The sequence below is a fragment of the Clostridium algidicarnis genome (assembly GCF_000703125.1).
GTDB classification, from domain to species: Bacteria; Bacillota; Clostridia; order Clostridiales; family Clostridiaceae; genus Clostridium_L; species Clostridium_L algidicarnis.
This window is the reverse complement of sequence record NZ_JNLN01000001.1, coordinates 1,181,558-1,197,595: the sequence shown is the minus strand read 5'-3', so window position 1 is coordinate 1,197,595 and position 16,038 is coordinate 1,181,558. Positions and strand designations below refer to the sequence as shown.

Sequence of the window (16,038 nt, the reverse complement as noted above, 5' to 3'; positions counted from 1 at the left end):
AAATCCTATATAATCTCTACGACTCCATCTAGTCGCTCTTTTATTTCCTCACTTAAATGATGTGAAATCATTATAACCATTGAATCCATGTCTAAAATAAAGTTTTCAATGAAACTAGTAGTTACCTTATCAAGATTTGCTGTTGCTTCATCCATAATTATTACATTCTTTTTTCTAGCTATAGCCCTAGCTAAAGCAATCCGTTGTTTTTGACCACCAGAAAGGTTTTTCCCATTCTCAGTAATTATATAATTCAAATCTAAACTTTCAAGCTTAACTGCTTTCATAATCTCCAATACTTCCCCATCACTTAAAGACAAATTCATTTGTATATTATATTTAATGGTATCATTAAATAAATAGGTATTTTGATTTACATAGGCAATATCATAGAACAAAATGAGATTCTTCTCTTTTACCTTACCATTAATCATTATATCACCATGGTAATCATTAATTTCTCCTATTATTGCCTTTAACAAACTTGATTTGCCGCACCCGCTTTCTCCAAAAATAGCATACTTCTTACCATTTTCAAAATATATATTTTGATTAATTCTAACCATTTTCCCATCAAAATTAAAACAAATATCTTTTGACTGGATCTCACTTACTTCAATTATATCCTCATTATCTTTTTCAATTGAATCTTTATTGTAAGCATTATTTGACATAAATATAGGTATTTCATAGGTATCATTATAATTAATCAGCTCATCAATATAACCCAACTTTTTTTGATAAAGTTCCTTACCTGATTTATAAAAGGTTTTATCCGCCATGAACTCCATTACAGAATCACCAAATCTCGGCAATAATCCTAGCACTGCAAGATAACTACCAAAACTCACTTTACCTTCAATTACAAAAAAAGATAATATTGCTAAAGCTGATATTGTTGTTAATGAGTTTACAAGCGTTAAAACTCCACTCATTAGACCTGCAAAGCTTTTCACTTTTACTACACAGCTTGCATATTTATGGCTTGCATCTCTTGATTTCTTTAAAAATACCGAGAAAGCCGTATTTTCAAGAAATGTATTAAATCCCTGCATTAATTCTCTTGTTTTATTCAAATATCTTTCTCTTTCTTGTTGCACTTTAATTATATAGCTTGATAAAGTGGATTGAAATAACATTGGTACAAAAGTCATAACTATTAATGATATTAAGGCAATGATAACCATCGAATAATGAATTTTGAACAATGCAATTACAATAAAAACTGCCATTGTTCCTTTAGAAATTAACGAAATATACTTGTCAAAAACCAATTCTAAAACTTTTGGTACATCATTTACGTAAAGCGATGCGTGTTCTCCAGATTCTTTACACATAAAATTTGAATACGTTTTCTTTGAAATTGACCTATCAATCTTGCTATTTATATCCATAGTCAAATAGTAATTAGCAACATACTTACAACGCTGATCCAAATACAGTAAGAATGCATTGGCGATATAAACACCTAGAATGATCAAAATATTTCTAATCAAAGCGTCCTTTGAATCAACTACTAAAAGAGACAATACATAGGAAGCTAATACCTGTGACATTGAATACATAATTGTGATAATAATAGAAAGCTTTACTGAATTAAACTTTAATAATTTCATAAGACTCCTCCGCCCTCGTTAAGTCATCACTTAATCTTATTCACTTAATATTTAATATATCGCTTATTATATCTTTTGTCAATGATCCCCAGCCTTATATTTTAACAAATCACACATGGTACTACCATTCACCATCAATAAGATATCTGTTATCTTTTTCTGGTCAATAGTAGTCATATATATAAATACAAAAAACATTATTAAAAAGATAAATAAAGTAAATTTAAACCAAATAAAAGCACACTTATAAATAAGTGTGCTTTTGGTGGCTTACCGGGGAATCGAACCCCGGACACCATGATTAAAAGTCATGTGCTCTACCAACTGAGCTAGTAAACCTTGTTTTCACCCGGCGACGACTTACTCTCCCACAAGGCCTCCCTTGTAGTACCATCAGCGCTTTAGTGCTTAACCATCCTGTTCGGAATGGGAAGGGGTGTTACCACTAAGCCATAATCACCGGATCTTTGAAAGATTTTGTTCTTTCAAAACTGCATATGGTTTAAAATAATTTGGTCAAGCCCTCGACCTATTAGTATCAGTCAGCTTAATACATTACTGCACTTACACCTCTGACCTATCAACCTCGTGTTCTTCAAGGGGTCTTACTAGCTTACGCTATGGGAAATCTAATCTTGAGGTGGGCTTCACGCTTAGATGCTTTCAGCGTTTATCCCGTCCCGACATAGCTACCCAGCAATGCCACTGGCGTGACAACTGGTACACCAGAGGTCAGTCCATCCCGGTCCTCTCGTACTAGGGACAGCTCCTCTCAAATTTCCTACGCCCGCGACGGATAGGGACCGAACTGTCTCACGACGTTCTGAACCCAGCTCGCGTGCCGCTTTAATGGGCGAACAGCCCAACCCTTGGGACCTACTTCAGCCCCAGGATGCGACGAGCCGACATCGAGGTGCCAAACCTCCCCGTCGATGTGGACTCTTGGGGGAGATCAGCCTGTTATCCCCGAGGTAGCTTTTATCCGTTGAGCGATGGCCCTCCCACGAGGTACCACCGGATCACTAAGTCCGACTTTCGTCCCTGCTCCACTTGTAGGTGTCGCAGTCAGGCTCCCTTCTGCCTTTGCACTCTTCGAACGATTTCCGACCGTTCTGAGGGAACCTTTGAGCGCCTCCGTTACTTTTTAGGAGGCGACCGCCCCAGTCAAACTGCCCACCTAACAATGTCCGGCACCCAGTTTCATGGGTATCCGTTAGAACCTCAGTACTGTCAGGGTGGTATCCCAAGGATGACTCCACTGAAGCTGACGCCCCAGTTTCTCAGTCTCCCACCTATCCTGTACAGACAATACCGAAATTCAATGCTAAGCTACAGTAAAGCTCTACGGGGTCTTTCCGTCCAATCGCGGGTAGCCAGCATCTTCACTGGCACTACAATTTCGCCGGATTTGCAGTTGAGACAGTGCCCAAGTCATTACGCCATTCGTGCGGGTCAGAACTTACCTGACAAGGAATTTCGCTACCTTAGGACCGTTATAGTTACGGCCGCCGTTTACTGGGGCTTAAGTTCATGCCTTCGCTTGCGCTAAGCATTCCCCTTAACCTTCCAGCACCGGGCAGGCGTCAGCCCCTATACTTCAGCTTTCGCTTTAGCAGAGACCTGTGTTTTTGCTAAACAGTTGCTTGGGCCTATTCTCTGCGGCCTACTTGCGTAGGCACCCCTTCTCCCGAAGTTACGGGGTCAATTTGCCGAGTTCCTTAACTGCAATTCTTCCGATGGTCTTAGGATTCTCTCCTCATCTACCTGTGTCGGTTTGCGGTACGGGCACTATTTTGCTCCCTAGAGGCTTTTCTTGGCAGCGTGGAATCAGATACTTCGGTCAAAATGACCTTCCCCATCACACCTCAGAATTGTCTGAACGGATTTTCCTATCCAGACTCCCTAAGTGCTTAGACTAGCATCCAATAGCTAGCACATCTTATCCTCCTGCGTCACCCCATTGGTAATAACGCTACATAGTGGTATCGGAATATCAACCGATTGTCCATCGCCTACGCCTTTCGGCCTCGGCTTAGGTCCCGACTAACCCTGGGCGGACGAACCTTCCCCAGGAAACCTTAGATTTTCGACCACTAGGATTCTCACCTAGTTCTCGCTACTTATGCCAACATTCTCACTCCTGTACCGTCCACCGCTCCTTTCGGTACGACTTCAGCCAGTACAGGACGCTCCTCTACCGCGTACATAAATGTACACCCATAGCTTCGGTGATAGATTTTAGCCCCGAACATCTTCGGCGCGGGATCTCTCGACTAGTGAGCTATTACGCACTCTTTTAATGAGTGGCTGCTTCTAAGCCAACATCCTAGTTGTCTTTGAAATCCCACATCCTTTTCCACTTAATCTATACTTTGGGACCTTAGCTGATGGTCTGGGCTGTTTCCCTTTTGACTACGGGCCTTATCACTCGCAGTCTGACTGCCGGACTAATAGTATGTGGCATTCGGAGTTTGATAGAGTTTGGTAACCTATACGGCCCCTAGCCCATTCAGTGCTCTACCTCCACTACTCATATCCGACGCTAGCCCTAAAGCTATTTCGAGGAGAACCAGCTATCTCCGGGTTCGATTGGAATTTCTCCGCTATCCACAGCTCATCCCATGGTTTTTCAACACCAATTTGGTTCGGTCCTCCACAGAATTTTACTTCTGCTTCAACCTGGCCATGGATAGGTCACCCGGTTTCGGGTCTACGACATGCAACTATTTGCCCTATTAAGACTCGGTTTCCCTTCGGCTCCGTACCTTAAGTACTTAACCTCGCTACATATCGTAACTCGTTGGCTCGTTCTACAAAAAGCACGTCATCACACACATAAGGTGCTTTGACCGGTTGTAGGCACACGGTTTCAGGTTCTATTTCACTCCCCTTCCGGGGTTCTTTTCACCTTTCCCTCACGGTACTTCTTCACTATCGGTCATCAAGTAGTATTTAGCCTTGGGAGGTGGTCCTCCCTGCTTCCCACAAGGTTTCACGTGTCTCGTGGTACTCTGGATCAGATCTTAGGCCTTCTTCTTTCGTCTACGTGGCTATTACACGCTGTGGCTCAACTTTCCAGTTGTATTCGACTAAAATACCGCCATATTAATGATCTGTCCACAACCCCAGAAATAAATTTCTGGTTTGGGCTCTTTCCCTTTCGCTCGCCGCTACTTAGGAAATCGAATTTTCTTTCTCTTCCTCCAGGTACTTAGATGTTTCAGTTCCCTGGGTGTACCCTTATATACCTATTTATTCAGTATACAATACATGGGGTTTACCCATGTGAGTTTCCTCATTCGGAAATCTTCGGTTCACAGCCTATTTGCGGCTACCCGAAGCTTATCGCAGCTTATCGCGTCCTTCGTCGGCTCTTGATGCCAAGGCATTCGCCATGTGCCCTTTGTAGCTTGACCTTCGTTCGTTATAATCGTCGCACTACTTCGTCAGCTGCCTCAGTCTGGTGCTCATTTACCATAGGTAAACTCCGCTCCTCCTTCGTTGCTTCCTCGTATTGCTAGATTCTAACTTTACTCAGAGAGTTTTTAAAAGTTTAATCATATTAAAATACAATTAAAGCTTAGTAAATAATCAATGAGTTATCATTTCAATCTTACAAAAGATTTTTCTTTTTAAAGTTTTACTTTGCTTTTAAACCATATGCAGTTTTCAAAGAACATGGCCAGACATCCAAAATCTACGATTTTGAGATGGTCGGCTACTTCTCATGTAATGAGAAGCTCATTTTCGCTTTCATCTCCGTTAGGAGATGTTTCATTAAATCTTAAACTAAGACTTAATTCATGAAAGATACTTGATCTTTCAAAATTGAACAGAAAGATAAACTCCAGCTAGTACTAAGAGTTATAGACAAGCTACAATCTTAATACAGTTCTCCATAGAAAGGAGGTGATCCAGCCGCAGGTTCTCCTACGGCTACCTTGTTACGACTTCACCCCAATCGCTGACCCTACCTTCGGCCGCTGCCTCGCTTACGCGTTAGCGCACGGACTTCGGGTATTGCCAACTCTCATGGTGTGACGGGCGGTGTGTACAAGGCCCGGGAACGTATTCACCGCGACATTCTGATTCGCGATTACTAGCAACTCCGGCTTCATGTAGGCGAGTTTCAGCCTACAATCCGAACTGGGACGAGTTTTTTGAGTTTTGCTCCACCTCACGATATTGCATCTCGTTGTACTCGCCATTGTAGCACGTGTGTAGCCCTAGACATAAGGGGCATGATGATTTGACGTCATCCCCACCTTCCTCCTGGTTAACCCAGGCAGTCTCGCTAGAGTGCTCAACTAAATGGTAGCAACTAACAATAAGGGTTGCGCTCGTTGCGGGACTTAACCCAACATCTCACGACACGAGCTGACGACAACCATGCACCACCTGTCTTCCTGCCCCGAAGGGCTTCCCTAATTACAGGTAATTCAGGAGATGTCAAGTCTAGGTAAGGTTCTTCGCGTTGCTTCGAATTAAACCACATGCTCCGCTGCTTGTGCGGGCCCCCGTCAATTCCTTTGAGTTTTAATCTTGCGATCGTACTCCCCAGGCGGGATACTTAGTGTGTTAACGACGGCACGGAGGATTGGTATCCCCCACACCTAGTATCCATCGTTTACGGCGTGGACTACCAGGGTATCTAATCCTGTTTGCTCCCCACGCTTTCGAGCCTCAGCGTCAGTTATGGTCCAGAAAGTCGCCTTCGCCACTGGTGTTCTTCCTAATCTCTACGCATTTCACCGCTACACTAGGAATTCCACTTTCCTCTCCCACACTCTAGATACCCAGTTTGGAATGCAGCACCCGGGTTGAGCCCGGGTATTTCACATCCCACTTAAGTATCCGCCTACGCTCCCTTTACGCCCAGTAAATCCGGACAACGCTTGCCACCTACGTATTACCGCGGCTGCTGGCACGTAGTTAGCCGTGGCTTCCTCCTCGGGTACCGTCATTATCGTCCCCGAAGACAGAGCTTTACGACCCGAAGGCCTTCATCACTCACGCGGCGTTGCTGCATCAGGCTTTCGCCCATTGTGCAATATTCCCCACTGCTGCCTCCCGTAGGAGTCTGGGCCGTGTCTCAGTCCCAATGTGGCCGATCACCCTCTCAGGTCGGCTACGCATCGTGGCCTTGGTGAGCCGTTACCTCACCAACTAGCTAATGCGCCGCGGGTCCATCTCATAGCGGATTACTCCTTTAATAACTTTATCATGCGATAATGCTATGTTATGGGGTATTAATCTTCCTTTCGGAAGGCTATCCCCCTCTATGAGGCAGGTTACCCACGTGTTACTCACCCGTCCGCCGCTAAGTTATCCCCGAAGGAATAACTTCGCTCGACTTGCATGTGTTAAGCACGCCGCCAGCGTTCGTCCTGAGCCAGGATCAAACTCTCAATTTAAAAGTATATCCCAAATCTAGGATTTGGTATAGACTTTTACTTCTCAGCTTTGCTGAGTGAGTTTCCATTTTCAGAATATCTGAATCTGAATTCTCTAAGTAAGTTTAATCTACTCAATTACATAATTCAAAAGAATTGCTGGTCTTTATATATCTTTTCTGTTCAATTTTCAAAGATCAATGTGCTTCTTTACCGAAGCGACTTTGTAAGTATATCATCTGTTTTCTTAGTTGTCAACAAGTTTTTTCATTCTTGTTTTGAACTTTTGAAACTTTATTCCTTGCAGTAAGTGTTTATTTTTCTGTGCCGCTAAGGAACTTTTATAGAATAACATCTATGCTAACATTGTATATTTAAATATCCTCCCTTTATAAGAAATTAGAATCCATATAATCATTATACCTATCTATTTCTTTAACATTGTAGTAAGGATACACTAGGTATAGTTTCCACATTACTATTGTTACTTTATACTATTATCTCTTGTTTTTCACATAATTATACCTATTATATTGAACGCCTTTTAAGATTCAACTGCACTTAGAGCTAATTCCAAGACTATTTATTGCAAAATAAGGTGGTGTTTTAAATTAAAACACCACCTTAAAACACATTCTATTATAATTATTACTATTACTTCTACTATAATTGATATTAAATACTAAATTACAACTTTCTAATTTTCCATTACCTCAAATACTCTTTTACCTATTTGAAACATTAAGAAGGAAATAAATACATTAGTTATTATTATTCCTATATACACTGAGTAATTACCTAGATATGATAAAGTCCCTGATATTAAAATAGTTATAAGTATAGTTGGTATCAAATATATAATTAAAGAAAACAAATGTAGTACTCCCCTTAAAATATCATCTAACTTTCTAAATATAACAGTATTAAAAGCATTACCTGCATTATTCAAAAGAATAAAGCTTTCAGCAGCTATAAATCCTAATACTATCTCTAGTATAGATCCTCTTAATAAAACCGCTAATACTATATATGCTATAAACAAGTCTAAGCCTGATTTATATAAAGAAGATATCATAGCTGAAAATAACTTCTTGCTACTAGAATCCGGGATTAAATAAATATAATGATTTTCTGTCTCTTGAAGCCATTTTCCACCTAATGATGCAAAGAGTAATAATACGCCAAGTCCCCATGTATAAATTAAGATAATAGGAAGTTCACTACTCTTTTTAAAGATTAACCCTACAAAAATAGATGATGCTAATATAATTAATGATAAAATGTTAAATACGTGGAAGATACCTGTTCTTCTGTACTCCAACATATGTCTATCAAAAATAGCCAAAGAAAATTCTCTTTTAAAATTCACTTTCATCTTTTTCTTAATAAACCTATACTTTTTATTACTATTCTTTTCTCTTAAAGCTTCTTTCTGTGTAGACTTATTTCTTAAAGAAGTTGCTAATTCTAACTTTTGAGCGCCTTCTATAGCATTTTCATAAAAATAAATTTCATGATTATATATGTAGTATATAATGCCACCGCTTAATGCTAATAAAGCCACTACACTTATAAAGAAGTAAATACTTAAACCTTCAAATATAATCATAATAAATGTATCCATCCATCCTACTATAGGAATGTATCTCCAAAAGTCATTTGAAAAGTATCCAACCAAGTTATTTACTATTTGAGAAGTATCCTTTATACATATATAAATTGTTGGAATAAGTATACTTATGATAAGGGCCATAATTATCTTATTTTTATTATGATATATACCTTCATATTTAAATGATATATAAAAGAATAAAAGTCCAATTATCTTACAAACAAATATAACAAGTATATACATAAATATAAGTAACACACCCTGTGATATTGAAATTTTTGTCATCCTCACTAGGTTAGGTAATTGGTATAATAGAAAAAACACAGATAATAATGTGCTACCTGATGTTCTGATTAGCCCATATATTAATACCTTTTGAGGCTTAAAAGGGGCTGTGAATATTAAATTTACATCACTCATTGAAAAGTTTAGGCCTATCTTTTTTGAAAGCCCACTATTTATATTAACCAAAAGCGTTATTAATATAATTGAATTAACTAAAATGAATATAACGTTAGCATCCATTTCAGTACTGCTAGACCCTTTATTTCCGAAAATAATAGAAGCAATTATAAATATAATAAATACACTGTACAATATTAATGCTAATGGCTTTCGTATTGCCTTTTTTATAAAGTTCTTTATATTACATTTTATTAAATATAAAAGTGATTTCATATTATTCCCCCATTATCTCAAAGAATATTTCTTCAAGCTTTTCACCTTCTTTTAATTCACATCGGTTTTTAGAGAAGATACCTTTACCCTTTTTCATTATGAGTATTCTATCCCAAAGACCTTCCATGGAATCAAGTAAATGGGTAGAAACTAGAAGTGAAGCCCCATTATCTCTAAGTTCTTTCATTATTATTTTAACTTCTTTTATGGCCATAGGATCAAGACCTATCATAGGCTCATCAAACAATATTATCTTAGGCTTATGCAAAATAGCGCAACATATTGATACCTTTTGTTGCATTCCTTTTGAAAGTTCGCCGCCGAGCTTATCTCTTTTATCATCAAGATTAAGAAGTTTAAGAAGCTTTTCCATATACTCCTCATAATCTTTAAGTCCATAAGCTTTAGCAATATAATGTAGATGCTCCTCAATTGTTAAAAGGGGAAAGAGAGCTGGCATCTCTGGTATATATCCTAGTATAGATTTCGCTTCTACACTTTTATTATTAAATCCATCTAATAAAATTTCGCCTTCATAATTTAAAAGTGCTGCTATAGCCTTTATAGTCGTGCTTTTACCTGCTCCATTAGGGCCTACTAAAACTGCAATCTCGCCCTTATTTACCAGTAAGTCCAAGTTATCCACAGCAACTTCTTTGTGATATTTTTTAGTGAGTCCTCTTACTTCAATCAAATCATCATCCCCTAAAAATTAATATAATAAATTATATCACATTAAGACTTTAAATTTATTACATTACGGTTACACATACTTTATCGATACTTTTAATAAAGCTCTTTATTTATCTTAAAAAAGCTTATATGATCTTTCCACTGTCCATTTATATATAAGTAATCTTTATTTAATCCAATTTCCTGAAATCCTGAAGATTTAAGAACTGCTCTTGATCTATAATTATCTACTAAGGTGGAGGCTTCTATTCTATGAAGTTCCATGTCCCTAAATGCATAGTTTATTACTTTAACTACAGATTCTTTCATAAACCCTCTTCCTTCAAATTCTTTATCTATAGAGTAGCCTAAAAATGCACTTTTAAATATACCTTGAACAATGTTAGAAAGCTGTATCTTTCCTATAAAGGAACCTTCATTATAAATTCCAAGAGACAAGGATGTTCCATTTAAATATTGCTTATAGCTATCTATTAATATACCTTTTTGAACCTCTTTTGTATAAAAACTTTGATCCTTTAAATGTTCAAATCTTTGTAGATGTTCCTTGTTTCTAATGTTATAATCTAGCACATCCTTATAGTCTTCAGGTGTTAGTAATTTTAATATAACCCTTTTTCCCTTTAACATGAATATATTTTTAGATATTTGATTTATGTAACTATAAGAATTTATACCAAAGATGAATTCATCCTTAATTTTAGTGTTAGTTGTAGTTTTGTTTTGTAGTATCCCTTCTAATGTAAACCCCAGATCTACAAATGGCTTTGGATTAACATCTTCATTTATAATTATATTTAACTTATGCACATCATCCGACTTTAAAAAGAACTCTAAAATAAGCTTTAAAGATCTTAGTAATAAGGATTCCATTTCTTCTTTGTAAAAGTTTAGCCTTATAATGCATGTCTTATTTAATAAGCTTTTATCTATTATAAAAAATCTGCCTAAACTTATACCTATATTATCTTTTATAAGGTATTCTTCTTTAAAATTAACCTTTTCTATAATTACCATTTCTTTATCATTCATATTTTCAACCCCTTATCTTGTAAAACATCTTTAGTTTCTTTGTGTACTAAAACTAAAAATATGATAGATATTAATAAACTTAGTGGGATTAAATAAAAAGCTATTCTAGTTCCTAAATTATCATTGGCTATTCCAATTAATAGGTTTAACACCATGTTTATACTGGTAGCAAAGGTTATAATTACACCAGTTATATAAGAACTATTACCCTTAAAAACCTTGCTTAAAGTTCCTACTATGGTTGGGAATGCTATGGAAAGAAATAATCCTGCAATTGAAATAACCCCTACACCCTTTTCTCCAAGTAAAATACCTACTATATATATAATAAGCCCTATAATAAGGGATTTAAGAACTACATCTATATATCCAAACTTTTCTACTACAAATCCTCCAAGAAGCCTCCCCACTGTAAATACTGCAAAAAACATTGAAATATATATTGAACTTTTATTTTCGTCAAAATCAAAACTGGTTTCCATATAATTAACAAACCAATTACCTGTACCAACCTCCGCGAAAATATAAAACCCTAAAGCTAATATGTAGAATATAACCACCTTATTTGATAAAGCTTTAGTTAAAGATATGCTAGCTTCTTTTTCTTCATTATGTATATCTGGAATTTTAATAAACCGTGCAGCTATTAACATTAGTCCATATGCCATGGCTACAGCAAGGTATATACTTCTCCAGCTTACTCCTTTAAACATTAACTTTCCTGACCCCCACTGACCTAGAGATGATCCTAGTCCATAAGAAAAGTGTACTAAGTTCATTATTAACGTCTGCATTGATACAAACATTATAGGAACTATAGTATTTATAGCTATACTTGTAAGGGCTAATCCAGAATTTATTAATACCATCCCTATTATAAATACTTTGTAATCTTTACTAAAAGATAATATTACTAAAGATAATATCATAACTAAAATTCCTATATTAATTACTTTTCTTTGTCCTATCTTTTCTGAAAGTGCTCCTCCTAAATAAGTGAAGGCTATATATCCTATTGACCCCATTGTGAGCATAAAACCTATTTTAGTATCATTTACAGAAAAGTTTTCTTTAAAGCCTGGTATAAAAACCCCCCTAGTATTTTCAGACACCGCAGCTAGTATCATAATCATAAACATAAAAATTAATGCTGTTATATTATTATTTCTATTTCTTTTATCCACAAGCCCACCTCATTCATTGTATTGTCTATACAGATATAAATATATATTAAATTTTAGGTGAATTCAATTATCTAATGTTAAATTATTGTAATAAAAAAGCAATTAGTTTAAACTAACTGCTTTTTTTATATATATTATCTTACTTTGCTGCATTGGCTGCTATATGGATAGCATCCCATACTCCTGCAAAAGGTGGTGCATAACATAAATCTAACATACCAAGCTCTTTAGTTGTCATATTATTATGAATAGCTGCTGCAAATACATCTATCCTTAATGCTACTCCCTTTTCTCCTACAATTTGTACTCCTAATATTTTTTTATCCTTTTTCTCGTATACAAGCTTAATATAAAGAGGTGTAGAATCAGGATAATATCCAGGATGAGTATTTGCTTTTACAAAAACCGTTTGATAGTCATATCCATAAGATTTAGCTTCTGCTTCAGTAATACCAGTTCTAGCTACATCTATGTCTAAAATCTTAATAGCTGAACTACCTAGTGTTCCAACAAACCTTTCATGAGACCCTGTTACATTTTCACCTATTAATCTACCCATTTTATTTGCTGTGGTTGCTAATGCTATATAGACATTCTTTTCTAGCAATTTATGATATATTTCAGCGCAATCTCCTGCTGCATATATATCTCTTATATTAGTCATGCCTTCTCTATCTATAATAACAGAACCTTTTATTCCAAGGTTGATTCCAGATCCTTTAAGAAACTCAGTATTTGGAATTACACCTATAGCAATTATAACCATATCAGCATCGTAAGTACCCTTATCAGTTTTTACAGAAGATACGGATGTTTCTCCTATTAATTCCTCTACATTTTCCCCATAGTTCATTTTTACATGATTTCTCTTTAATTCCTCTTCTACCTTTTCACTTATCTCTTCGTCAAAGTTCGACAACATCCTATGATTTTTCTCTATTATCCTTACATTTTTATTTAAATAGACCATGCTTTCAGCAATTTCCATGCTTATATATCCGCCGCCTACAATTACAACATTTTTAACCTGCTCTTTATTTGCTATTTCTTTCATTTCTATAGCATCTTCAATAGTTTTTAATGTAAATACATTTTTAATATCCGCATTTTTAATTTTAGGCTTTATTGGGCTAGCTCCCGTTGCAATGAGTAACTTATCAAAGCTTTCTTCAAACTCCCTATTATTATCTAAGTCTCTTATTTTAACTACCTTTTCCATGCTATCTATACTTAAAACCTCATGCCTTAACTTAACCTTTATACCAGACTCTTGAAATTCCTCTGGGGTTCTTGCAATTAACTTTTTATAATCATCATTTAGACCTGATACAAAGTATGGCAACCCACATGCACCATAGGATACGAAATTACCCTTTTCAAAAACTACTATTTCCATATTAGGATCTACTCTTTTAGCCTTTGAAGCAGCACTCATTCCAGCAGCTACTCCTCCTATTACTACTAATTTACTCATTAGATCACCTCTTCTATTTTAATATAGTTATATATATTATACAGGTTACCCTATAACAATTCATCTTTATTACTATTAAATACTTATTATTAATAATAAATTCATATACTATTAAATGTTTCAAAAATCACCATCTATGTTGATATTTCATATATAATGTGATTATATTATTTTATAAGTTTTTTTTAGAAAGGATTACGATTATGAATAAACAAAATATAAATAAGATAAAATTATTCCTTATGGGCCTTGAAAATAGATTTTCAGAAAATAAAAGTATCTTTAAATCTCTACACATTAACTTTAAGGATGGACTTAAAGAATTTAAAGGTATAGGTACCTATGAAGAAGGTAATATAAAATATAACTTTTCAGGTAAAACACAAATATTATCAATAAGTTCTTTATTTAATGAGCTTTGTGAGGATCTTTCTAAATATGATTCAGTAACCATATCCTATATAGAAAGAGGCTCTCATATATTAATCACTGGTGACAATAAAAATGTAAAAATGACAAACAAAGAGGTAAATGAAGAAGAATCCTTAAATAATGACAATTCACAAGAAGGAAACTTAGGTCATATAAATGAAACCTCTACATTACTAAACAGAGATTACTATATAAAGGTTGGAAAAGCTGATGACCTTTTAAAAGAAATAGGAATCATGACTAAAGATGGTAAAATTAAAAATGATAAAATTAGGAAATATAATCAAATAGATCGATACGTAGAACTGCTAGAAGGAATATTAGACACCTTACCAGAAGACAATACAATAAATATTTTAGATTGTGGATGTGGTAAGTCTTATCTTACCTTTGTTTTAAACTACTACTTAACAGAGGTTAAAAAAAGAAAATGTTTCTTTATTGGACTTGACTATTCAAAAGGGGTTATTAAATCCTCAAAAGCTATGGCTGACCATCTAGGTTATAGAAATATGAAATTTATAGCATCTGATATAAAGGATTATGTACCTGACAGAAACATTAATGTAGTTATATCATTGCATGCCTGTGATACTGCTACAGATATGGCTTTAGCTTTTGGAATAAGAGTAAAATCAGATGTAATAATTGCTGTTCCTTGTTGCCATAGAGAGCTATTAAATCAGTATAGCTATGAACCCTTTAAACACATTTTAAAATATGGCCTATTAAAATCTAGAATGGCAGATGTGCTAACAGATGGCATGAGGTCCATGTTCCTTGAGGCAAAAGGCTATGATGTTTCTGTAGTAGAATATATATCACCACTAGAAACGCCTAAAAACTTAATGATAAGAGCCTTAAAGACCGGAGACGAAAGGCAAAGTATTATGGACGATTACGAAAGTCTCATGAAATCACTAGGTGCAAAGCCAGCCCTTTTTAAAATGACAAATGAATCCTGGCTTAGTGACTAAATCTTTATAAGTAAAAACACTTTACCTTTTTTTACTTATCAAGTGATTCTTAGACTCAGGTGGAGTTTGCTTATAAGGAATACATCTCTCCATCTGAGTCTTAGAAGAACTTATAAAGGGGTGTAGCAGCCGTCATCCCCCACCTTGAAGAGGATAGGGGTGTTACGGATGGTAGCCATCGGATAAAATTAACCTTGGGGGATATAATAAATGAGAAGATTTAATTTTAAAAATAGAATAATAACACTAACTATCCTAGCTGTAATATTTACATCTCTAGGATTTTATGGTGCCTATAAGCTTTGGGCAGCCCCTAAAAAGGAAACCAAGCAATGGGTAGTGCCCAATTTAAAGGACACCTCTCACAAATTTTTCACAGAGGAAGCCTTAATACAAAATATAGTACAAAAACAAGAAATGATAACCACTGAAGTAGAACTAAATCAGAAGACATCTATCGACGATAGTTGGGGAAGTGCTATCACATTCAAAAAGATTCAACACATATATTTTTATGGAAGAGGCATATTTGTAGTTAACCTTTCAAATATAACTAAAGATTCTATCTCTATAAATGGAAATAAATTAACTCTAACCGTACCTAAACCTTATATAAAGTCAATAAATATTGATGAAGAAAAAACTATATATGAGACTCCAGAAAAAGGAATATTCAGATTTGGAGAGGTAAAACTAACCCCTGAAGAATATGAAGTAATGATGACTGAAGCCAAAAATGGCATGAAAGAAAAATTATCTTCAGGAGAAATTTATGAGGATGCTGTGAAAAATTCAGAAGTATCCATATCTAAATTTGTACAATCTCTTTTTTCAGAAGATACTAAGAATAATTATATAATAAACGTAAAATTTGAAGAATAATATAGCAGCCTTTTCTAAACCAAATGGTTAGATTAGGCTGCTTTTATATTTCAAAATATTTTTGT

Annotated in this window: 8 protein-coding genes, 1 tRNA gene and 3 rRNA genes; 2 read left to right on the top strand and 10 right to left on the bottom strand. The window is 35.6% G+C overall.

The window, feature by feature from the left end; translation table 11 throughout:
- Positions 1 to 5: 5 nt before the first annotated feature.
- The 10 genes from BV55_RS0105965 to BV55_RS0105920 form a co-directional block, all read right to left on the bottom strand.
- The gene (locus BV55_RS0105965; RefSeq protein ID WP_029451903.1) at positions 6 to 1,616 is read right to left on the bottom strand and encodes an ATP-binding cassette domain-containing protein; all 1,611 of its coding nucleotides are present in this window, start codon (positions 1,614 to 1,616) and stop codon (positions 6 to 8) included.
- Positions 1,617 to 1,879: 263 nt separating this feature from the next.
- Positions 1,880 to 1,955 (bottom strand) — tRNA-Lys (locus tag BV55_RS0105960).
- An 8-nt stretch (positions 1,956 to 1,963) separates the two neighbouring features.
- Positions 1,964 to 2,080, bottom strand: a 5S ribosomal RNA gene (gene rrf, locus BV55_RS0105955).
- 48 nt (positions 2,081 to 2,128) lie between these two features.
- Positions 2,129 to 5,032 (bottom strand): 23S ribosomal RNA (locus BV55_RS0105950).
- 486 nt (positions 5,033 to 5,518) lie between these two features.
- Positions 5,519 to 7,030 (bottom strand): 16S ribosomal RNA (locus BV55_RS0105945).
- Together the 16S, 23S and 5S rRNA genes with 1 tRNA gene alongside form the textbook arrangement of a ribosomal RNA operon.
- Before the next feature lie 676 nt (positions 7,031 to 7,706).
- The gene (locus tag BV55_RS0105940; protein WP_029451902.1) at positions 7,707 to 9,299 is read right to left on the bottom strand and encodes a putative ABC exporter domain-containing protein; all 1,593 of its coding nucleotides are present in this window, start codon (positions 9,297 to 9,299) and stop codon (positions 7,707 to 7,709) included.
- A 1-nt stretch (position 9,300) separates the two neighbouring features.
- Positions 9,301 to 9,993 carry an ABC transporter ATP-binding protein gene (locus BV55_RS0105935; RefSeq protein ID WP_029451901.1) on the bottom strand — a complete coding sequence of 231 codons (693 nt, stop codon included), beginning with the start codon at positions 9,991 to 9,993 and terminating at the stop codon, positions 9,301 to 9,303.
- A 92-nt stretch (positions 9,994 to 10,085) separates the two neighbouring features.
- On the bottom strand, positions 10,086 to 11,024 hold the full coding sequence (locus tag BV55_RS0105930) for a GNAT family N-acetyltransferase (RefSeq protein ID WP_029451900.1): 939 nt from the start codon (positions 11,022 to 11,024) through the stop codon (positions 10,086 to 10,088).
- Positions 11,021 to 12,208 (bottom strand): MFS transporter, encoded by a 1,188-nt coding sequence (locus BV55_RS0105925; protein ID WP_051652417.1) that lies wholly within the window; start codon positions 12,206 to 12,208, stop codon positions 11,021 to 11,023. Before BV55_RS0105925 ends, BV55_RS0105930 begins: the two co-directional genes overlap by 4 nt.
- A 139-nt stretch (positions 12,209 to 12,347) precedes the next feature.
- Positions 12,348 to 13,682, bottom strand: a complete 1,335-nt coding sequence (locus BV55_RS0105920; protein WP_029451898.1) for a CoA-disulfide reductase — start codon at positions 13,680 to 13,682, stop codon at positions 12,348 to 12,350.
- Between the two features lie 203 nt (positions 13,683 to 13,885).
- On the opposite strand from BV55_RS0105920, the gene BV55_RS0105915 reads away from it, so the two are divergent.
- Entirely contained in the window at positions 13,886 to 15,091 is a 1,206-nt protein-coding gene (locus BV55_RS0105915; RefSeq protein ID WP_029451897.1) for a class I SAM-dependent methyltransferase, read from the top strand.
- 210 nt (positions 15,092 to 15,301) lie between these two features.
- Positions 15,302 to 15,973 carry a DUF4230 domain-containing protein gene (locus BV55_RS0105910; protein ID WP_051652416.1) on the top strand — a complete coding sequence of 224 codons (672 nt, stop codon included), beginning with the start codon at positions 15,302 to 15,304 and terminating at the stop codon, positions 15,971 to 15,973.
- The last annotated feature ends 65 nt before the right edge of the window (positions 15,974 to 16,038 follow it).

Excerpts from the sequence above, each read along its gene's own strand:
- BV55_RS0105915 (WP_029451897.1), top strand. The coding sequence starts at position 13,886 with ATGAATAAACAAAATATAAATAAGATAAAATTATTCCTTATGGGCCTT.
- BV55_RS0105930 (WP_029451900.1), bottom strand. The coding sequence starts at position 11,024 with ATGAATGATAAAGAAATGGTAATTATAGAAAAGGTTAATTTTAAAGAA.
- BV55_RS0105965 (WP_029451903.1), bottom strand. The coding sequence starts at position 1,616 with ATGAAATTATTAAAGTTTAATTCAGTAAAGCTTTCTATTATTATCACA.
- BV55_RS0105910 (WP_051652416.1), top strand. The coding sequence starts at position 15,302 with ATGAGAAGATTTAATTTTAAAAATAGAATAATAACACTAACTATCCTA.
- BV55_RS0105940 (WP_029451902.1), bottom strand. The coding sequence starts at position 9,299 with ATGAAATCACTTTTATATTTAATAAAATGTAATATAAAGAACTTTATA.
- BV55_RS0105920 (WP_029451898.1), bottom strand. The coding sequence starts at position 13,682 with ATGAGTAAATTAGTAGTAATAGGAGGAGTAGCTGCTGGAATGAGTGCT.